Raw genomic sequence first — 16,993 nt, forward strand, 5'->3', positions numbered from 1 at the left:
TTGCCTCCAGTTGCGCTCATGTCCAGCTCCAAGTCCGCTCGTGGCGTCCACTCTAGAACGAGTCGGCCAGGCGCGGAGGCGTCGAAGGGCAGACCTGATCCGGCCCGTGAGTGCGGCCCCGCCTGCGGCGCGGCATCGCGGGCGCGAAGGGGGAAGGCGTGTTCCGAGGCCACCGGGCGCCGTGGTGCTCGGTGGCGGCGGACCGGAACGCCTCCAGCGGTTCCGAGCCCGGATACCTCCCGAACACGGGGTACCTTCCGCGGTGGTAGCAGTCCCAGTAGCTCACCGCCCGAGCCTCCGTACGCGCGTAGAACGCCGGATTCCGCGTGATGAACTCCCCGTAGAGCCGCCGCTCGACCGAGCCCGGGACGGCGAGACCGGACAGGCCCCGCCCGATGTCCTCGACGATCTCCAGCACGTACTCCCCGGCAAGTTGCACCACGAACGGAACGACCCAGGGCTCGGCCGCATCGAGGAGCGACTCGAGACGCCGCTGGCGCACGCGGCCGTCGTGGTGCCGCGAGTAGAGGCAGTGCGCGATCAGCCGCTGCCTGCCGGTCAGGGACCGCACCGCGGCGGGGTCCGGTTCCGCGTTGTAGATCCGGTAAGGCAGCGTGAGCGTCTCGCCGCCCACCACCACGTCGAAGGGCGCCGTCGGGCCGAGCCTCGCGTACGGGACCAGCTCGATCACCTGCCGCACGTCGCCGCGCAACCGGGCCGGGAACGCGTTTTCGAGGCCGAGGGACGCCTCATGAGACCGCTGCATGACCTGGAGCGTATGTCGAAGCCGCGGCCGTCCCGCCTACGGCCGGAAGCGGTAGCCCATGCCCGGTTCGGTCAGCAGGTGCACCGGCCGCGCCGGGTCCGTTTCGAGCTTCCTGCGCAACTGCGCCATGTACTGGCGCAGGTAGTTCGTCTCGCGGTCGTAGTTCGGGCCCCACACGCGGTGCAGCAGCTCGCGCTGGCCCACGAGCTTGCCAGGGTTGCGCAACAGCACCTCCAGGAGCTGCCACTCCGTGGGCGTCAGACGCACCTCCGCGCCCCCGCGGCGCACCACCCGCGCCGCGAGGTCCACTGTGGCCTCACCGATCGCGGTCACCGGCGAGTCGCCGCCCGGCCCGCTGCGCCGCGTCGCCGCCCGCACCCGCGCCAGCAGCTCCCCGATGTCGAACGGCTTCGTCACGTAGTCGTCCGCGCCCGCGTCCAGAGCCGCGATCTTCTCCGCGCTCGCGGCCCGGCCCGAGAGCACCAGGATCGGCGCCTTCGACCAGCCGCGCAGCCCCGCGATCACCTCGGTCCCGTCCATGTCCGGCAGCCCCAGGTCGAGCACCACCAGGTCCGGGACCACCGCCGCGGCGGCCCGCAGCCCCTGCGCCCCGTCCGGGGCCGTGCTCACCTCGTAGCCGTGCGCCGTCAGGTTGATCCGCAGCGCCCGCGCGATCTGCGGCTCGTCGTCCACCACCAGCACCTTGATCACCCGGGCTCCTCCGTCTCCCTCGGCGCCACCGCGAGCGGCAGCGCCAGCACCATCGTCAACCCGCCGCCCGGCGTCGCCTCCGGCGCCAGCGTCCCGCCCATCGCCTCGGCCAGGCCCCGCGACAGCGCGAGCCCCAGCCCCACGCCCGTGGAGTTGTCGCGGTCCCCGAGCCGCTGGAACGGCGTGAACATCAGCTCGTGGTCCTCATCGGGCACGCCCGGACCGCGGTCGATGATCCGCAGCTCCGCCATCGCCCCGTGCACCCCCGCGATGAGCAGCGGCGGCTCGCCCTCGGGGGAGAACCGCAGCGCGTTCGCTATGAGGTTCACCAGGATCCGCTGCAACAGCCCCGGATCGGCCATCACCTCCGGCAGGTCCGGGCTCACGTCCAGCCGCACCCCCGCCGCGGCCTCGCCCAGCTCGTCCAGCGCCCACGGCACCGCGTCGTCCATCGCGATCGGCACCGGGTTCGCCCCCAGCACCCCCGCCTGGAGCCGGCTCATGTCCAGCAGGTTGTCCACCAGCCCCGACAGCCGCCCCAGCGACGTCTCCGCCGTGTCCAGCAGCTCCGCGCGCTCCGCGGGCGTGAACAGCTCCCCGGTGGACTTCAGGCTCGTCACCGCCACCCGCGCCGACGCCAGCGGCGTCCGCAGATCGTGCGAGACCGCCGCCAACAGCGCCGTCCGCAGCTTGTCCGTGTCCGTCAACCGCTCCACCGTCGCCGCCTGCCGCTCCAGCCGCTCCCGCTCCAGCGCCGCCCCCGCGTGCATCGCGAACGCCTGCGCGATCCGCCGGTCCGCCGCCTCCAACGTGTGCCCCCGCAGCGCCAGCGCCAGGTCCTCGTCGATCGGCAGGTCGTTCTCCGCCGAACCCGGGCTCCCGCACGCCGCGCCCGCGCACGCCACCACCCGCCACAGGCGAGGGTCCTGCCGCTCTGCCGGGCCGGCACCGGGCTCCGTCCGCTCCAGCAGCGTCGCCGATTCCAGCGAGAACGTCTCCCGCAGCTGCTCCAGCAGGTCCTCCACCCGGTTCCCGCCTCGCAGCACGTTCCCGGCGAGGGTCGCGAGCGTCTGCGCCTCCGCGCTCGCCCGCGCCGCCAGCCGCGCTCGCGCCGCCGACACGTTCACCACGCTCGCCCCGCCCAGCGCCAGCGCCACGAAGATGACCAGCGCGATGATCTGCTCCTGGTCGCCCACCTTCAACGTGTAGTACGGCTCGATGAACAGGAAGTTCAGCAGCACGCTCCCGAGCACCGCCGCCAGCAGCGCCGGCCACATCCCGCCCGTCAGCGTCAGCCCCATGACCGCCGTCAGGACGATGAGCATGATCGTCGTCAGCGACAGCTTGTCGTGTAGCGGCACCAGGGCCAGCGCCAGCGCCGGGACGCCCAGCAGTGACAGCCCCACGCCCAGGCGCCTGCGGTCGGAGCCCAGCACGCCCCGGCCCGAGCGCGAGCGCCGCCCGCCCGAGGCGACCCGCTCGTGGCTCACCAGGTGCACGTCGATGCGCCCGGACATCACCGTCGTCGTCACGCCCACCCCGCGCGAGAGCATCTGCGCGAACCGGCCTCGCCGCGAGGCCCCCAGCACCAGCTGCGTCGCGTTGACGCCGCGCGCGAAGTCCAAGAGCGCCTCGGGGATCGCCTCGCCCACGACCTGGTGGTAGGACCCGCCGAGGTCCTCGACGAGGTTCCGCTGCCGGGCGAGGTTGCGGGCCGCCCGCGCGCTGGCGAGGCCGTCGCCCGAGGCGACGTACACGGCCTTCAGGTCGGCGCCGCCCGAGCGGGCGGCGATGCGCGCGGCCCGGCGGATGAGCGTGTCGCCCTCGTCGCCGCCGGAGAGCGCCACGACCACGCGCTCCTTGGACTCCCAGGTGGCGGTGATGTGCTCGGCCTCGCGGTAGCGTTCGAGCTGGTCTTCGACCTTGTCCGCGAGCCACAGCAGCGCGATCTCGCGCAGCGCGGTGAGGTTGCCGACCCGGAAGTAGTTCGACAGGGCCGCGTCGACGCGCTCGGGCGGGTAGACGTTGCCGTGGACCATGCGGCGGCGCAGCGCCTCGGGGGTGATGTCGGCGAGTTCGACCTGGTCGGCCCGGCGCACCACCTCGTCGGGCACGGTCTCGCGCTGCGGCACGCCGGTGATCTGGGCGACCACGTCGTTGAGCGATTCGAGGTGCTGCACGTTCACCGTGGACACCACGTCGATCCCGGCGTCGAGCAGTTCGTCGATGTCCTGCCAGCGCTTGGCGTTCCGCGAGCCGGGGACGTTGGTGTGGGCGAGTTCGTCGACGAGCGCGACGGCCGGGCCGCGTTCGAGGACCGCGTCCACGTCGAACTCCTCGAAGGCCGCGCCGCGGTGCTCCAGGACCTTCCGGGGCACGGTCTCCAACTCGCCGACGAGCTCGGCGGTGTGGGCGCGCCCGTGCGTCTCGACGTAGCCGATCACGACGTCGGTGCCGCGGTCGGCGCGCCGGTGGGCCTCTTCGAGCGCGGCGAAGGTCTTGCCGACCCCGGGGGCGGCGCCGAGGTAGATCCGCAGTTGTCCACGTGGCACCGCACCATCATCACTCGCTTCGGCGCCCGATGCCGTCAAGAAAGCGTCAAAGGTGACGGGGGAGCGGTGACCTCGCGCTCAGCGCCGGGGCGCCCGCCCGGTTCAGCCCCGCAGGAACTGCTCGATGACGAGGGTCGCGGCGCCCTTGGCGACGGCGTCGGGCCCCAGGAGCCCGGGGAGGATCGTCGCGGTCGCGAACGGCTGGCCGAGCGCGTAGGAGCCGGCGGCGGCGGTGATGGCGTCGAGGCGGGCGCCGGCGAGCATGAGGCCGGCCCAGCCGCCGATGACGATGAGTTCGGGGTTGAAGAGGTTGAGGAGGTCGGCCAGGCCCGCCCCGAGGTACTCGACGGTCTCGTCCACGACGGCCGCGGCGGTGGCGTCGCCCGCGTCGGCGCGCTCCAGCAGCAGTTCGAGGGCGCCCTCCTCGCTGCGTCCGGCCAGGTCGACCACGCCGGAGGCGGCCAGGTACCGGTCGAGGATGCCCTCGGCGCCCACATAGGCCTCCAGGCAGCCGCGGCACCCGCACCGGCAGCGGCGCCCGGCGACCTGCATCGTGGTGTGGCCCCATTCGCCCGCGCTGGAGCCCGCGCCGCGGTAGAGCGAGCCGCCCGCGACGATGCACGAGCCCACGCCCGAGCCGATCAGGGCGATGACGGCGTCGTCGGCGCCCTTGCCCGCGCCGAACCACAGTTCGGCCTGCCCCATGGTCATCGCGCCGTTGTCGACGTGCACCGGCAGCGGCCCGAGGCGTTCGGTGAGCATGCGGCCCAAGGGGACCGCGTCCCAGCCGAAGGCCTTGGCGTGGATGACGCCCTCCTCGCCGTACTCGACCACGCCCGGCATCCCGACGCCCACGCCGAGCACGGGCGCGCCCTCGGCCTCGGCGAGCACGGTCTCCACGCCCGCGACGATGTGCTCCACGACGGTGGCCGGGTCGTGGCGGCCGGGGGAGAGGGTGTGTTCGGCGCTGGCCCGTTCGGCGAGTTTGAGGTCGAGGAGTTCGACCCGCACGTGGGTCTCGCCGACGTCGACGCCCACGACGCGCGCGTGCCCGGGGTCGACTTCGAGGAGGATCTGCGGGCGCCCGCCGTCGGACTCGACCTTGCCCGCTTCGCGCAGGACCCCGTCGGCGAGGAGCTCGGCGGTGACGTTGGAGATGGTCGCGATGCTGAGGTTGGTGGCGGGCGCGAGGTCGCGGCGGGTGAGCGGGCCGTCGAAGTACAGGCTGCGCAGCAGCCGCATCCGGTTGCCGATCTTGAGGTCGCGGGTCGTCTTGTGCCTCGGGGCCTGCATCTGTCCACCAGTCCGTGTCGTTATCGGTCCGAGCTCATGCCGTTATGTCGGGGAGATTGACGACATGAGTCTAACTACTTAATCTAAGTCTTATCAATAAGTCGTGTACGACTTGCAAAGCCTACCTCTGGGCCACCCCCGGACCGCACTGAACCGAGGCTCCCCTCCGCGTGTTGGGAGAGCGCTCACCGAAGCACCACCGACCGAAATCCCTCCAGCCGCCGGCGTCCACCGGCGGCCGCAACTAGGAGCATCTATGAGGACCACACCGTCCCTCCGCGGACGCGGCATCGCCGCCGCCCGCGCCGTCGCCATCGGCGGCGCGGCGGCCCTGCTCGCCTCCGCCTGCCTCGACGGCGGGAGCTCGGGCGCGACCGACCGCGTCGAGATCCGCTGGTTCGTCGGCATGGGCGCGGGCTCGGACGCCCCCACCATCCCCGCCCAGGAGAAGATCGTCGAGGAGTTCAACGCCTCCCAGGACGACATCGAACTCGTCCTGGAGATCGTCGACGCCGACCAGGCCCCGAACATCCTCTCCACCCAGATCGCCACCGGCGATGGCCCCGACATCGTGGGCCCCATGGGCATCCGCGGGCGCTCCACCTTCCCCGGCGCGTGGCTCGACCTCACCCCGTACATCGAGGAGAACGACTACGACCTCACCGACTTCGACCCCGCCCTGGTCGACTTCTACCGCATCGAGGAAGAGGGCCAGATCGGCCTGCCCTTCGCGGTCTTCCCCTCCTTCATGTACGTCAACCTCGACCTCTTCGACGAGGCCGGGCTGCCCTACCCGCCCCAGGAGTACGGCGCCCCCTACGTCGACGCCGACGGCACCGAGCGGCCCTGGGACATCGAGACCATGACCGACCTCGCCAAGCGGCTCACCGTGGACGCCGACGGCAACGACGCGACCAGCCCGGACTTCGACCCCGCCAACATCGTCCAGTTCGGCTTCGGCAACGTCTTCGCCGACATCCGCGCCCAGTCCACCCTCTTCGGCTCCGGCAGCTTCGTCGACGCCGAGGGCAACGCCCAGATCCCCGAGCACTGGGCCGAGGCCCAGCAGTGGTACTACGACGGCATGTGGACCGCCCACTTCATCCCCAACGGTCCCTACGGCGACTCCGACATGCTCAACGCCGGCTCCTGGTTCGAGTCCGGCAACCTCGCGATGGGCAACACCCACCTGTGGTACGCCACCTGCTGCATGGCCGGGTTCGAAGGCACCTGGGACACCGCCGCCGTCCCCTCCTACGACGGCACCACCACCGCGAAGCTCCACGCCGACACGTTCTCGATCCTGGGGGACACCGAGCACCCCGACGAGGCCTTCCAGGTCCTCACCCACCTCATCGGCGACGCCGCCGAAGAGCTCACCACCACCTACGGCGGCATGCCCGCCCGCATCAGCCTCCAGGACGGCTACTTCGACCGCGTCGGCGCCGCCAACTTCGAAGGCCAGGACATCAACTGGGACACCGCCGTCGATGGCATGTCCTACGTCGACAACCCCTCCCACGAGGGCGGGATGCCGAACTTCCTGGAAGCCGAGGCCGTGATCGCCGAATACGCCACCCGCTTCGCCCAAGAGGAGGGGCTCGACATCCCCGCCGAGCTCGAAGCGCTCAAGGCGGACCTGCAAGTGGTCTTCGACGCCGCCTGACCGGCGTCGACACCCCGGCGGTCCGGGCCCCGAACCCGGACCGCCACCACCGGCCGGGGCGGGTGTCCGAGCCCGCCCCGGCACCCGCGACCGCGACCGCGGCGGCGGCCCAGAGCCGCCGCCGCGCCTCCCGAAAGGCCCGCCTTCCCATGTCCGACTTCACCGACGCGCTCCTCACCGCCAGGCGGGGCAGACGCTCAGGGCGACCCGCCAGCCCGATGGCGCGCCGCGAAGCGCGATGGGGCTACGCGTTCATCAGCCCCTGGATCATCGGGTTCGTCCTCTTCTGGGCCGTCCCGATCGGCGCCTCGCTCGTCTTCTCCATGCTCGACTTCCAGCTCACCGACCCCGACGCGACCACCTTCGCCGGCGGGAGCAACTGGGAACGGGCCCTCTCCGACCCCGACACCTGGACCGCCCTCGCCGCGACCTTCCGCTTCACCGTGCTGTTCCTGCCGCTGAGCCTCGTCGTCGCCCTCGGCCTCGCCCTGCTCCTGAACTCCCGGTACCTCAAGTTCACCGGCCTGTTCCGGCTCCTGTTCTTCGCGCCCTCGATGATCCCGCTCGTCGCCGGCATCCTCATCTGGCAGCAGGTCCTCAACCCCCAGACCGGCTGGGTCAACCGCCTCATCGGCCTGTCCGGCATCGACGCCACCGGCGCCGAGGGCATCCGCTGGTTCGACAACCCCGTCCTGGTCCTCTTCGCCTTCAGCTTCATCGGCCTGTGGGGCATCGGCAACTCGATGATCATCAACCTCGCAGGGCTCCAGGGCATCCCCACGCAGCTCTACGAGGCCGCCGCCATCGACGGCGCCGGCTGGTGGCGACGCCTGCGCTCGATCACCCTGCCGCTGCTGTCCCCGGTCATGTTCTACAACCTGGTCATCGGCTCGGTGCTCATCCTCCAGTACTTCGTCGTCCCCTGGGTCCTCTTCGGCGCCACCGGCAGACCCGCCGGGGCCAGCAAGTTCCTGCTCGTCCACTTCTACCAAGAGGCGTTCGTCTTCGGGAACATGGGCTACGGCGCCGCCCTGGCCTGGTTCATCTTCATCGTCGTCGCGGTCTTCACCGGACTGCTCTTCGGCACGGCCCGCCACTGGGTCCACTACGGAACGGAGCGCTCGTGACCACCCAGCCCACCGAGGCCGCCGTGCGCCGCAAGCGCCGCAACCTCCTGTTCTCCGCCTGCACCACCCTCGGCGCGCTCCTGCTCGCCGCGATCTTCCTCATGCCCCTCGGCTACGGCGCCGCCACCGCCCTCAAGGACAAGGACGGCGTCTCCGACCCCAACGCCGCACTCCTCCCCGTCTCGGCGCTCACCTACGAGTACGAAGGCGAAGAGCTCGACATCTTCGCCGTCCCCATGCCCGACGGCCAGACCCGCGAACTCGCCCTCGTCGAACCCGGACGCGAGTCAAGCGTCTTCGTCGACCCCGAGAACCCCGGCTCAGGCACCATCGAATGGGAAGGCCGCTGGCGCACCCTCGACCCCGTCACCGGCCTCGACCCCCAGTGGGGCAACTTCTCCGAGGCCTGGAACACCATCGACTTCGTGCGCCTCATGGGCTGGACCCTCATGTACGCCCTGACCACGATGCTGTTCACCGTCGTCTCCTCCGCGGTCGTCGCCTACGGCTTCGCCCGCTTCCGCTTCCCCGGCCGCGGCGTCCTCTTCGGACTCCTCATGGCGACCATCCTCCTGCCGCCCGCGGTCACCCTCGTGCCCAAGTACGCGGTGTTCCTCCAGATGGGCTGGGTCGGCACCTACCTGCCGCTCATCGTCCCGCAGCTGTTCGCCAACGCCTTCAACGTGTTCCTGCTGCGCCAGTACTTCCTCACCATCCCGAGGGAACTGGAGGAGGCCGCCCGCATCGACGGCGCCGGACCGATCCGCACCTTCCTGCGCGTCATCGTCCCCCAGGCCCTCCCGGCCCTCACCGCCGTCAGCCTCTTCCACTTCTTCTACGCCTGGAACGACTTCTTCGAACCGCTGCTCTACCTCGCCGGCAACCGCGCGATCGTCCCGATCGGCGTGGGCCTGAGCTACTTCAGCGGCGTCTACAACTCCGAACCCCACCTCATCCTCGCCGCCGCGATCCTGGCACTGGCCCTCCCCGTCGTGATCTTCCTCGTGGCGCAACGGGTCTTCATCAGGGGCATCGTCGTCACCGGCGTGGACAAATGAGCCGACAGCACCACCGCGTACACCCGACCAAGGAGCACACGACATGACCGCGAACAGCCCGTTCCCCGACGACTTCCTCTGGGGCGCTTCGACGGCGGCCTACCAGATCGAAGGCGCCGCCGACGAGGGCGGCCGTGGCCCGTCCATTTGGGACACCTTCAGCGCCACCCCCGGCAAGACCCGGGACGGCGACACCGGCGCGGTCGCGTGCGACCACTACCACCGCTGGCGCGAGGACTTCGCGATCGCCGCCGACCTGGGCCTGAAGGCCTACCGCATGTCGGTCTCCTGGGCGCGCCTCCAGCCGACCGGGCGCGGCGACCTCAACCCGGTCGCTGTCGCCTTCTACCGCGAGCAGCTGGCCGACCTGCGGGACAGGGGTATCCGCTCGGCCGTGACCCTCTACCACTGGGACCTCCCGCAGGTCCTCGAAGACGAGGGCGGCTGGCCCGAGCGGGCCACCGCCGAGCGCTTCGCCGACTACGCGGGACGCACCGCCGCCGCCCTCGGCGACCTCGTCGACGAGTGGATCCCGATCAACGAGGCCTGGTGCGCCGCCTTCCTCGGCTACCACGCGGGCGTCCACGCCCCCGGCCGCACCGACCGCGTCGCGGCCCTCCGCGCCGCCCACCACCTCAACGTCGGCCACGGCCTCGCCGTCGCCGCCATCCGCAACGCCGTGCCCGGCGCCAAGGTCGGCTCCGCGGTCATCATGACCGACATCGAGGCCGCGACCGACAAGCCCGCCGACGTCGAGGCCGCCCGCCTCTCCGACGGCGGCGGCAACCGCCTCTTCCTCGACCCGCTCTTCCGCGGCTCCTACCCCGAGGACATGCTCCGCCACTTCGCGCCCACCGGCGCCTTCGACGCCGTGCTCCCCGGCGACATGGAGAGCATCGCCGCACCTTTGGACTTCGTGGGCGTCAACCACTACCACCGCTTCATCGTCGAAGCCGACCCCACCGACACCCACCTGGGCAACCGGAGCCTGCCGCCGGTCAACCCGGTCACCGGCTTCGGCTGGGAGATCAACCCCGACAGCCTCCGCCGGGTCCTTGAGCGGCTCTCCGCCGAGTACACGGACCTGCCGATCTACATCACCGAGAACGGCGCGTCCTTCGAGGACGCAGTGGGTCCGGACGGCTCGGTCGAGGACGACGACCGCGTGGCCTACCTCGACGGCTACCTCAAGGCGGCGGGCGAGGCGATCGGCAAGGGCGCCAACCTCCGCGGCTACTTCGTCTGGTCCCTCCTCGACAACTTCGAATGGGGCGAGGGCTACTCCAAGCGCTTCGGCATCGTCCGCGTCGACTACGCCACCCAGCAGCGCACCCTCAAGCGCAGCGCCCACTGGTACCGCGACGTCATCGCCGCGAACGGCGCCAACCTCGCCTGAACCGAGTACGACACGGGTGGTCCATTACGGCGCTCCGAAACGGGACGCCGTAATGGACCACCCGTAATGGTGTGTCGAAATGGACAGGGGGACATGGGGGTTGCGCATTGGACTATCCGTGCGATCATGCCTACAACGGGTAGTCGGCGACACCGCATGGGAGGCGGCATGGCATCAGAGGGCCTGCACACGGAACTCCTCAAGGCCTATCTGTGGTCGGAGATCAATCGGCTGGTAGAGGCGAAGGGTTGGAACCACCGCCAGTTCGCGAAGATGGTCGGCAAGAGTCCGAACTCCACTAGGGAGTGGATTGACGGAAAGCGACTGCCGGACAAGGCGAATCTGGCATACATCTGCACCAAGACCGGGGCCGATCCGGAGCGCGCGGCGTTCATGGACATGGTGTGGGATCAGTTGTTCAGCGGCAGCGAGTTCATCGCCGACCTCGACCAGCGGGCCCTCTACATCGTGGAGAGTGCCGAGCGCTCGTACGGGAGTTTTGTGAAGTGGGACCCGTTTCTGTTGCTTGGCCCGCTCCAAACTGAGGCCACCTTCATGAAGCTCATCGCGAACACGCGAGATCCGGCCAGCAGGATCAGGCTGTGGAAGGAACGCGAACGCCGTGCTGCTGAGTTCTTCGCGCGATTCACCGGTGAGGATGGTCCTTCGGCCGAACTCTATGTGCCCGCGAGCGCCATTGCGGTGTTGGACCAGCTCGCGCCGATTGAGAAGGAGAGGCAAGTCGATCGGCTTCGCTGGGCGGATTCGTTCCCGGGATGTGAGGTCCTTGTGGTTCCTCAGAGACACCTTGCTGTGTACCCGTTTGAGATGTTTGTTAGCGAGGATCGGCCCTCCTCAGGGCCTGATTTCGTCTACGTCGAGAACCGCGACCAGAGCCGTCACATCGTTCGGCCCGAAAAGATCGCCTTGTATGATCAGGACCGCAGACACCTGCGAACAATCGCGCAAGGGATTGGAAGGTTCCTCGATGGCGGAGTACACCAGCTGGCGGAAGAGCTCCCGGAGCGCTAACAGCGGCAACGACAACTGCGTCGAGTGCCGCCAGTCCTGGCGGAAGAGCACCCGCAGCACCAGTTCCGCCAACGACAACTGCACCGGCTTCCAGGTGCGAGACTCCAAGCTCGGCAGAGATTCCCCGGTCTTCGACCTCGCCGCAACCGACTTCGCCGGCCTCCTGAGGGCGACCCGCTTAACTCCAAACCTCAAAGGGCGTCCCCGTTTCGGGGCGCCCTTCGCGCGTCCCCACGGCCGACCCGCACGGCAGCCGGGACACCCAGGACCGGCGCCTCTTCAATCTCGAAGGCGGATGGTCAGCTTGTGGCGCGGTGGCGCTCGCGGTGGGCGCGGACTTTGGCGATGCCGCCGCGGGCGATCCGGTCCCCGATGCCGCGCTCACGCAGGGCGGTGTGGCAGTCGGGGATGTCGTAGGCCTTGTCGGCGTGGACCTTCGCCGGTTTGCGGCGGCGAGAGTCGCGTCGGGAGCGGATCTTCGGGATGCCTTGGATCAGCGGTTCGAAGGCTTGCGAGTCGTGCAGGTTCGCGGCCGAGACCCCGAGCGCGAGCGGGAGTCCGTTCTGGTCGGTCAGGACGTGGATCTTCGAGCCGGACTTGCCGCGATCGACCGGGTTTGGTCCGGTCAGCGATCCCCCTTCTTCGCGCGCAGGCTCGCGCCGCCGATGATCGCCCTCGACCAGTCGATCTCGCCGGCGGCGCCGAGTCGGTCGAGCACGGCCCGGTGGAGCCTCGCCCACAGTGCGGCCTCGGACTACCCGGTGAGCCGCCGGTGCGCGGTCTGGTGGGAGACGCCGAAGACCCCTTGCGCCCCAAGCGTTAGCCGAGGAGTTCGAGGAAGTTCTCGATCGTAGTGATGACTTGTCCGAGCACCGAGATTGAGTCGATCGCCGGTCCGGAGACCAGCATGCCGTGGTCGGCGCCCGCGACTTCCAGCACGTGCGTTGACAGCCGCCGGGCCACCGGGCCATCCCACCACTTGTCAGCGGTGCCGCCGATCAGCAGGACCGGTGCCGTAGCGCGCGAGATGGCATCGACGACCCACGGCAGCGTGAGCAGCGGCGTCAACCAGATCGCCGGCAGACCGCGCTCGGCGGCCACGCTTGCAGCATTCGTGCCCAGCGACTTGCCGATCAGTAGCGGACGGCCGCTAACGGCATCGAGGAGCGGGTCAATCTCTCCGCGCACCCAAGCCTCGATCGTCGGATCGAGCACGTCTTCCGGCTGCTCGCTCCAATGGTGCCGATGGACAATCGCGCCTCGTCGCTCGGCAACCAGCGGAGCGTACATCAGCATCCCGGCTCCGGGTCCGAACGCGCCACCGGGAATCACCACCGCATCGTCCATACACTCAAGCCTAACGGCGCGGCCTTCGGCCCGGCAGTTCGCGAAGCTCGTCCGGCAGTTGCGATCCGAGGGGGCCGAAGGCGACCGGGTCCTGTTGGTCCGCTGGAACCGCCGCAAGGACGAGTACGCCTACTACCTGACCTTTATTGCCTGCAGCCGCCACCGGCGCGGGTCTGGCGAGGCTGATCCGCGTCGCCGAGCCCCGCTGGCCGATCGAGATCACGTTCCAAGATGCCGAGCCCGCACCGCGGGAAGCAGCCTCACCCTGACCGGCCTGGCCCGTCTCTACGGCGAGATCACCCGAGCCGTCCACATCGACGACGTCCAAATCCACTGGTCAGAGTGGATATGCGGCCACGACGAACAAGCCCGCCGATCCCACTACGCCCGCCGCGACGACTACCAGCCGTCAGCAAACGAACGTCTGTCACCACACTAGATCACAGGTTAATAACGACATTCAGTAAGTTCCCAGCGCAATCTCAGCATTCAGAGCTATGGCACCGGTACAACGAGCTGTATGAACCTTCACCCTTTGGGTCTCTGGGTCGCCTTGGGGATTGCCGCTCCTGCTGGCGTCATCGCTTTCGTTGCCGCGCTGTCACTCCGGGGCGCACAGCCAGAACATCGGGCCGAGATTCTCCGAGCGCTCGCGGTCTTGGCGCTCGCCCTCCTCGCCCGGCGTCCAACCGGAGGAGCGCAACCTCGGCAAAGACGTGAGTAGCGTCAGATGTCCAAGCAACGTCATCAACAGCCGCACAACGAACTTCCGCTGCCGCATTCGGGCCTGCTCGCCCATCACCGGTGAGACCGATTGCGGGGCTGTCGCGAGATCTGTCTTGCTAATCTGCCGATATGTCAGATGCCCCGAACGAAGATTCCCTAACAAAAGGCGACGAACGGCTGGACTCCAAGCAGAGCGAGAAGCGGCGCAGGAGGGAAGAGGCCCGGCAGCGCGAACGCGAACAGCGCAGGCCGCTCGTTCGGGCGGCCGCAGTCTGCGGCTCCGTGGCCGTCGCAGGACTCGCACTCGCGGCGGGTCTGAGTCTCATGGAGTTCGCCGATGCGGCCCTGTGGATCACCGGGCCCGCCGGAATCGCGGTCTTGGCCTTCGTGGCGATTCTCCTCCTGATCGAGCGAATGAAGACGCGGAAGAAGGACCGCATGGGCGCCGCAGGCTGGATCGGACTGAGTCTCGCAGTCCTGTCCGGAATCTCGCTGATCACCGCATTCGCATCGTTCCTCGGCTCGGGCGGTCTGGTGCCTGTCGCCGCGGGAGTCGCCATCGTCAGCTCCGTCCTCGCCTTCGGAGCCCTCGGCTCCGAGTTCCTCAAGGATGTGGAGGGCGGCAACGACAACAACACCGTCGTCCAGTCGATGAACGACATCTCGAACAACCACAACTGAGGATGTCCGTCATATCTCCCAACGACATTGCGGTTGACTCGAACGGCAATGCACTGATCGAACTGACCACCGCGACCAGGGAACAACTCGAAGCGGCCGCCAGGCACACGCCTTGCCCGCTCGCGCTCGTCGTCCTCGCCGACATGTCGACCGACGAAGTACTGTTCGGCCTTAATCGTTGGCGACGAGAGTACGAACTCCCCGGCGGCATTGTCGAGGACGGCGAGTCGTTCCTCGCGGCCGCGAAACGCGAACTCCAAGAGGAAACGGCGATCAGGGCCGAGACTCTCGATCTGGTCGGCTACGCGAGGTTCACACTGACCAAGCCGCAACGCGAGGAGCTCGGGGCGGTCTACTTCACGCGCGTCGCCGACCCGCAGCCACAAGCCGGCGAGGAACTACAGGCCTTCGTCTGGAGAAAGCCGCTGAGCGAGTCGGCACTCCCGATCGCCGCGCTCGACGACGCGATCGCAGCGTGGGCTACATCGTAAGGCTCGACCGCAACGCACAGTCGCAGCGAGCGCTCGAACCCAGGCTCGGCTCGCGCCACCAACGACTACGACCTCCGCCGCCGCCCTCACCTGCTACAAGAAACTCGCCAGGTTACGGCGCTCCGAGAGCGGCCACTAGGACACGTGCCCAACACGCCACTCTGCGTCCAGGTCACTGCAAGAAATGAGGACGGAGCCGATGGTCAACCGGATCTCATGGGTACAACCCGATTCGGCTGGAAGAAGCTCGTCGAGGAGCACCTCCAGGTTCGCCCGGGTGTCAGGATCTCGCCTCACCGAGAAGTCGGTGACCCCGGAATAGCGGATGACCAGGACTGGCTCCCTGGGGCCCGCAAACGCACGAAAGGCCAGTCGAGCGCCGGTGCCGCCGTCATCGAGAGGATCAAGCCTCACCGAGTCCAAGACCAGCGACTTCAGGCATCGGTCGCCGAACGCATAGTGCCCTGGATCGGTCGCAAAGGCTGCCGCCCCGCGCGGGAGCTGATCGCCCCACCGCTCAAGCCAATCCAGGTACCGCGTCGGATCGAGGGAGAAGCCGTGATCATGACTCTGGATGTCGATGTGCTGCATGGAACCTTCACCCGGATGTTCGATTGAGCCTACGGCCCAGCGCTTCGCAGAGGCCATATTACTGCGAGGGCCTCACCCCGCACGAGCTCCGCCTGTGCCGACCACAGCCCCTCCTTGGCCTGAACCCGTAAGAACCAACTGAGACATGCTTTTAGGCTGTGCAGGTGAACTCCTTTGCAAGCGCGATCCTGGCGCCCGTATGCGCACTGGGGCTATTGGTGGCGTGTGATGATGCCGAACCGGAGGCCATCGCGTCTGAGGACATCGACCGGATCGAGACGTCCCTGGTCAACGGGTCGGAACTGCGTTGGGAGTTGACCCAGGCGGAAGCGCGGGTGGCGACCGAGTGCATGGAGGACCAGGGATTCTTGGCGCATGAGACGAGCCTGCTGCACGGTCGGGTCATGCCCTATCGGTTCGAAGGGTTCGCCTCCCCTTACAGTCGCATCCCGACGGTGGAGCAGGCCGAGCTTTTCGCCTTCGGCCACTGGGTCAACCTCGGCTACACGCCTGAAGCGGCGTCGATGCGCGAGGACTTGGACTATCTCGCCTACGCCGCCTCCGACCTGGGTTGGAGGGACATGACCTTCGTCCCCGGCCACCAGGAGTGGAAGGAGACCGACGAGGCGTACAAGGCCGAGTGGATGGCTGCGTTCCTCGGCGAGGAGCGGGCCGCGGCGCCAGCCGGAGAGGTCGACCTGCTGCCGTTCGGCGGATGCGAACTGGTGACGATCGAAGCGGTCTACGGGCAGGCGGCAACGGTGGACACCGAGAGCGGCACCTACTGGACCAGGCCCGATATGGAGAGCCCGCTCACCTGGACCGGCGACGGCGAGCTGTATCGGGAGCTGTCCGCCGAATACGCCGAACAGGAGGAGCGCTTCCTCGACTGCGTCGAAGAGCGCGGTCATGGGAGGTGGCAGTTCGACGAGTCGGGGATGCTCCCGCTTCAACAACACCTTGCCGCGGTGTACGACGACGAGTCCGCGGCCGACGACCCGATGGCCTACGAGTTCGACATGGCGGCCGACTTCGCCGAGTGCGCCCAAGACGCCGGTCTGCGGGACGGCGCAGAAGAGGAGTGGGCGATGCTCTACGTCGACCGCCTCATCGACCGCGAAGCCGAGATCCACGCCTGGGAACAGCAAGTCGCCGACCATCTCGCGAACGCCCAGGAATACCTCGCCTAGCACGGTTGGAACCGTCCGGCTCAGCCTTCTCGACGTGACGCACTCTTCTCCCAGAGAATCCGCCGCGCTTCCTTCGTGTCCAGCAACCGAAGTCCATGTTCGGCCCAGCCCCGGAGCGCCTCGTCGGATGAATCGAGCTGGTCCGCAAGCACCGGCAGCCCCTTGTCCGATCGCGCCGCACCGATCAGCTCCAGCAGCCAGCAGCGCAGTCCGTGATCGTGGCGTTCAGCTCGAAACTCCGCAATCAGCGCGTCGATGTGCTCGCTTGCCGCCGGAAGCAACGCATGGAACCCGTCCTCCTGGCGCTGCGGGCTATGGCTTCGCATCTGCCGCATCGCATCACGAAACACACGGTCCATGAGAGCC

At 68.8% G+C, this 16,993-nt stretch carries 16 protein-coding genes and 2 pseudogenes; 9 read left to right on the forward strand and 9 right to left on the reverse strand.

Going from position 1 to position 16,993, the window contains the following annotated elements; genetic code table 11:
- Nucleotides 1-52: 52 nt before the first annotated feature.
- The 4 genes from E9998_RS18150 to E9998_RS18165 all read right to left on the reverse strand — a co-directional run bounded on the left by E9998_RS18150 (nucleotide 53) and on the right by E9998_RS18165 (nucleotide 5,322).
- Nucleotides 53-766 (reverse strand): hypothetical protein, encoded by a 714-nt coding sequence (locus tag E9998_RS18150; protein WP_204745520.1) that lies wholly within the window; start codon nucleotides 764-766, stop codon nucleotides 53-55.
- Nucleotides 767-802: 36 nt separating this feature from the next.
- Nucleotides 803-1,477: a response regulator gene (locus tag E9998_RS18155; RefSeq protein WP_136531113.1), complete on the reverse strand. Its 675-nt coding sequence runs from the start codon at nucleotides 1,475-1,477 to the stop codon at nucleotides 803-805.
- Complete coding sequence (locus E9998_RS18160) at nucleotides 1,474-4,029, reverse strand: DUF4118 domain-containing protein (RefSeq protein WP_136531114.1); 2,556 nt, start codon at nucleotides 4,027-4,029, stop codon at nucleotides 1,474-1,476. The genes E9998_RS18155 and E9998_RS18160 overlap by 4 nt, the downstream gene beginning before the upstream one ends.
- A gap of 102 nt (nucleotides 4,030-4,131) precedes the next feature.
- A complete protein-coding gene (locus E9998_RS18165; RefSeq protein WP_136531115.1) occupies nucleotides 4,132-5,322 on the reverse strand; it encodes an ROK family transcriptional regulator in 1,191 nt (396 codons plus the stop codon).
- Between the two features lie 256 nt (nucleotides 5,323-5,578).
- On the opposite strand from E9998_RS18165, the gene E9998_RS18170 reads away from it, so the two are divergent.
- The 6 genes and pseudogenes from E9998_RS18170 to E9998_RS18195 form a co-directional block, all read left to right on the forward strand.
- The gene (locus E9998_RS18170) at nucleotides 5,579-6,988 is read left to right on the forward strand and encodes an ABC transporter substrate-binding protein (RefSeq protein WP_136531116.1); all 1,410 of its coding nucleotides are present in this window, start codon (nucleotides 5,579-5,581) and stop codon (nucleotides 6,986-6,988) included.
- A gap of 149 nt (nucleotides 6,989-7,137) precedes the next feature.
- Nucleotides 7,138-8,115: a carbohydrate ABC transporter permease gene (locus E9998_RS18175; protein WP_136531117.1), complete on the forward strand. Its 978-nt coding sequence runs from the start codon at nucleotides 7,138-7,140 to the stop codon at nucleotides 8,113-8,115.
- A complete protein-coding gene (locus E9998_RS18180) occupies nucleotides 8,112-9,173 on the forward strand; it encodes a carbohydrate ABC transporter permease (RefSeq protein ID WP_204745521.1) in 1,062 nt (353 codons plus the stop codon). The genes E9998_RS18175 and E9998_RS18180 overlap by 4 nt, the downstream gene beginning before the upstream one ends.
- 43 nt (nucleotides 9,174-9,216) lie before the next feature.
- Nucleotides 9,217-10,569, forward strand: a complete 1,353-nt coding sequence (locus tag E9998_RS18185; RefSeq protein WP_136531118.1) for a GH1 family beta-glucosidase — start codon at nucleotides 9,217-9,219, stop codon at nucleotides 10,567-10,569.
- Between the two features lie 168 nt (nucleotides 10,570-10,737).
- On the forward strand, nucleotides 10,738-11,601 hold the full coding sequence (locus E9998_RS18190; RefSeq protein ID WP_136531119.1) for a Scr1 family TA system antitoxin-like transcriptional regulator: 864 nt from the start codon (nucleotides 10,738-10,740) through the stop codon (nucleotides 11,599-11,601).
- A pseudogene (locus E9998_RS18195) lies at nucleotides 11,558-11,767 on the forward strand (DUF397 domain-containing protein); the annotation flags it as partial. The gene E9998_RS18190 and the pseudogene E9998_RS18195, both read left to right, overlap by 44 nt.
- 157 nt (nucleotides 11,768-11,924) lie before the next feature.
- Here E9998_RS18195 and E9998_RS18200 read toward each other — a convergent pair.
- The 3 genes and pseudogenes from E9998_RS18200 to E9998_RS18210 form a co-directional block, all read right to left on the reverse strand.
- Nucleotides 11,925-12,400 (reverse strand): annotated as a pseudogene (locus tag E9998_RS18200) (transposase); the annotation flags it as partial.
- A gap of 20 nt (nucleotides 12,401-12,420) precedes the next feature.
- Nucleotides 12,421-12,948 carry an alpha/beta fold hydrolase gene (locus E9998_RS18205; RefSeq protein WP_136531121.1) on the reverse strand — a complete coding sequence of 176 codons (528 nt, stop codon included), beginning with the start codon at nucleotides 12,946-12,948 and terminating at the stop codon, nucleotides 12,421-12,423.
- A gap of 10 nt (nucleotides 12,949-12,958) precedes the next feature.
- Entirely contained in the window at nucleotides 12,959-13,282 is a 324-nt protein-coding gene (locus E9998_RS18210; RefSeq protein WP_136531122.1) for a hypothetical protein, read from the reverse strand.
- Nucleotides 13,283-13,803: 521 nt separating this feature from the next.
- On the opposite strand from E9998_RS18210, the gene E9998_RS18215 reads away from it, so the two are divergent.
- Together E9998_RS18215 and E9998_RS18220 are read left to right on the forward strand one after the other, a co-directional pair.
- Nucleotides 13,804-14,355 carry a hypothetical protein gene (locus E9998_RS18215; RefSeq protein WP_136531123.1) on the forward strand — a complete coding sequence of 184 codons (552 nt, stop codon included), beginning with the start codon at nucleotides 13,804-13,806 and terminating at the stop codon, nucleotides 14,353-14,355.
- A 2-nt stretch (nucleotides 14,356-14,357) separates the two neighbouring features.
- Entirely contained in the window at nucleotides 14,358-14,846 is a 489-nt protein-coding gene (locus E9998_RS18220; protein ID WP_136531124.1) for an NUDIX hydrolase, read from the forward strand.
- A 135-nt stretch (nucleotides 14,847-14,981) separates the two neighbouring features.
- On the opposite strand, the gene E9998_RS18225 is transcribed toward E9998_RS18220, so the two are convergent.
- Nucleotides 14,982-15,437, reverse strand: coding sequence for a hypothetical protein (locus E9998_RS18225; protein ID WP_136531125.1), 456 nt, complete (start codon nucleotides 15,435-15,437; stop codon nucleotides 14,982-14,984).
- A gap of 218 nt (nucleotides 15,438-15,655) precedes the next feature.
- Between E9998_RS18225 and E9998_RS18230 the strand changes: the two genes are divergently transcribed.
- Complete coding sequence (locus E9998_RS18230) at nucleotides 15,656-16,627, forward strand: hypothetical protein (protein WP_136531126.1); 972 nt, start codon at nucleotides 15,656-15,658, stop codon at nucleotides 16,625-16,627.
- 20 nt (nucleotides 16,628-16,647) lie between these two features.
- On the opposite strand, the gene E9998_RS18235 is transcribed toward E9998_RS18230, so the two are convergent.
- Nucleotides 16,648-16,986: a HEAT repeat domain-containing protein gene (locus tag E9998_RS18235; RefSeq protein WP_136531127.1), complete on the reverse strand. Its 339-nt coding sequence runs from the start codon at nucleotides 16,984-16,986 to the stop codon at nucleotides 16,648-16,650.
- Between the last annotated feature and the right edge of the window lie 7 nt (nucleotides 16,987-16,993).

The organism is Glycomyces paridis (genome assembly GCF_004912155.1).
In the GTDB taxonomy this organism is placed as follows: domain Bacteria; phylum Actinomycetota; class Actinomycetes; order Mycobacteriales; family Micromonosporaceae; genus Glycomyces; species Glycomyces paridis.

Bases quoted from the DNA above. Each gene is read 5' to 3' on its own strand.
- E9998_RS18215 (WP_136531123.1), top strand. From the start codon at position 13,804: ATGTCAGATGCCCCGAACGAAGATTCCCTAACAAAAGGCGACGAACGG.
- E9998_RS18170 (WP_136531116.1), top strand. From the start codon at position 5,579: ATGAGGACCACACCGTCCCTCCGCGGACGCGGCATCGCCGCCGCCCGC.
- E9998_RS18235 (WP_136531127.1), bottom strand. From the start codon at position 16,986: ATGGACCGTGTGTTTCGTGATGCGATGCGGCAGATGCGAAGCCATAGC.
- E9998_RS18190 (WP_136531119.1), top strand. From the start codon at position 10,738: ATGGCATCAGAGGGCCTGCACACGGAACTCCTCAAGGCCTATCTGTGG.
- E9998_RS18175 (WP_136531117.1), top strand. From the start codon at position 7,138: ATGTCCGACTTCACCGACGCGCTCCTCACCGCCAGGCGGGGCAGACGC.
- E9998_RS18150 (WP_204745520.1), bottom strand. From the start codon at position 766: ATGCAGCGGTCTCATGAGGCGTCCCTCGGCCTCGAAAACGCGTTCCCG.
- E9998_RS18220 (WP_136531124.1), top strand. From the start codon at position 14,358: ATGTCCGTCATATCTCCCAACGACATTGCGGTTGACTCGAACGGCAAT.
- E9998_RS18165 (WP_136531115.1), bottom strand. From the start codon at position 5,322: ATGCAGGCCCCGAGGCACAAGACGACCCGCGACCTCAAGATCGGCAAC.
- E9998_RS18185 (WP_136531118.1), top strand. From the start codon at position 9,217: ATGACCGCGAACAGCCCGTTCCCCGACGACTTCCTCTGGGGCGCTTCG.
- E9998_RS18225 (WP_136531125.1), bottom strand. From the start codon at position 15,437: ATGCAGCACATCGACATCCAGAGTCATGATCACGGCTTCTCCCTCGAT.
- E9998_RS18205 (WP_136531121.1), bottom strand. From the start codon at position 12,948: ATGGACGATGCGGTGGTGATTCCCGGTGGCGCGTTCGGACCCGGAGCC.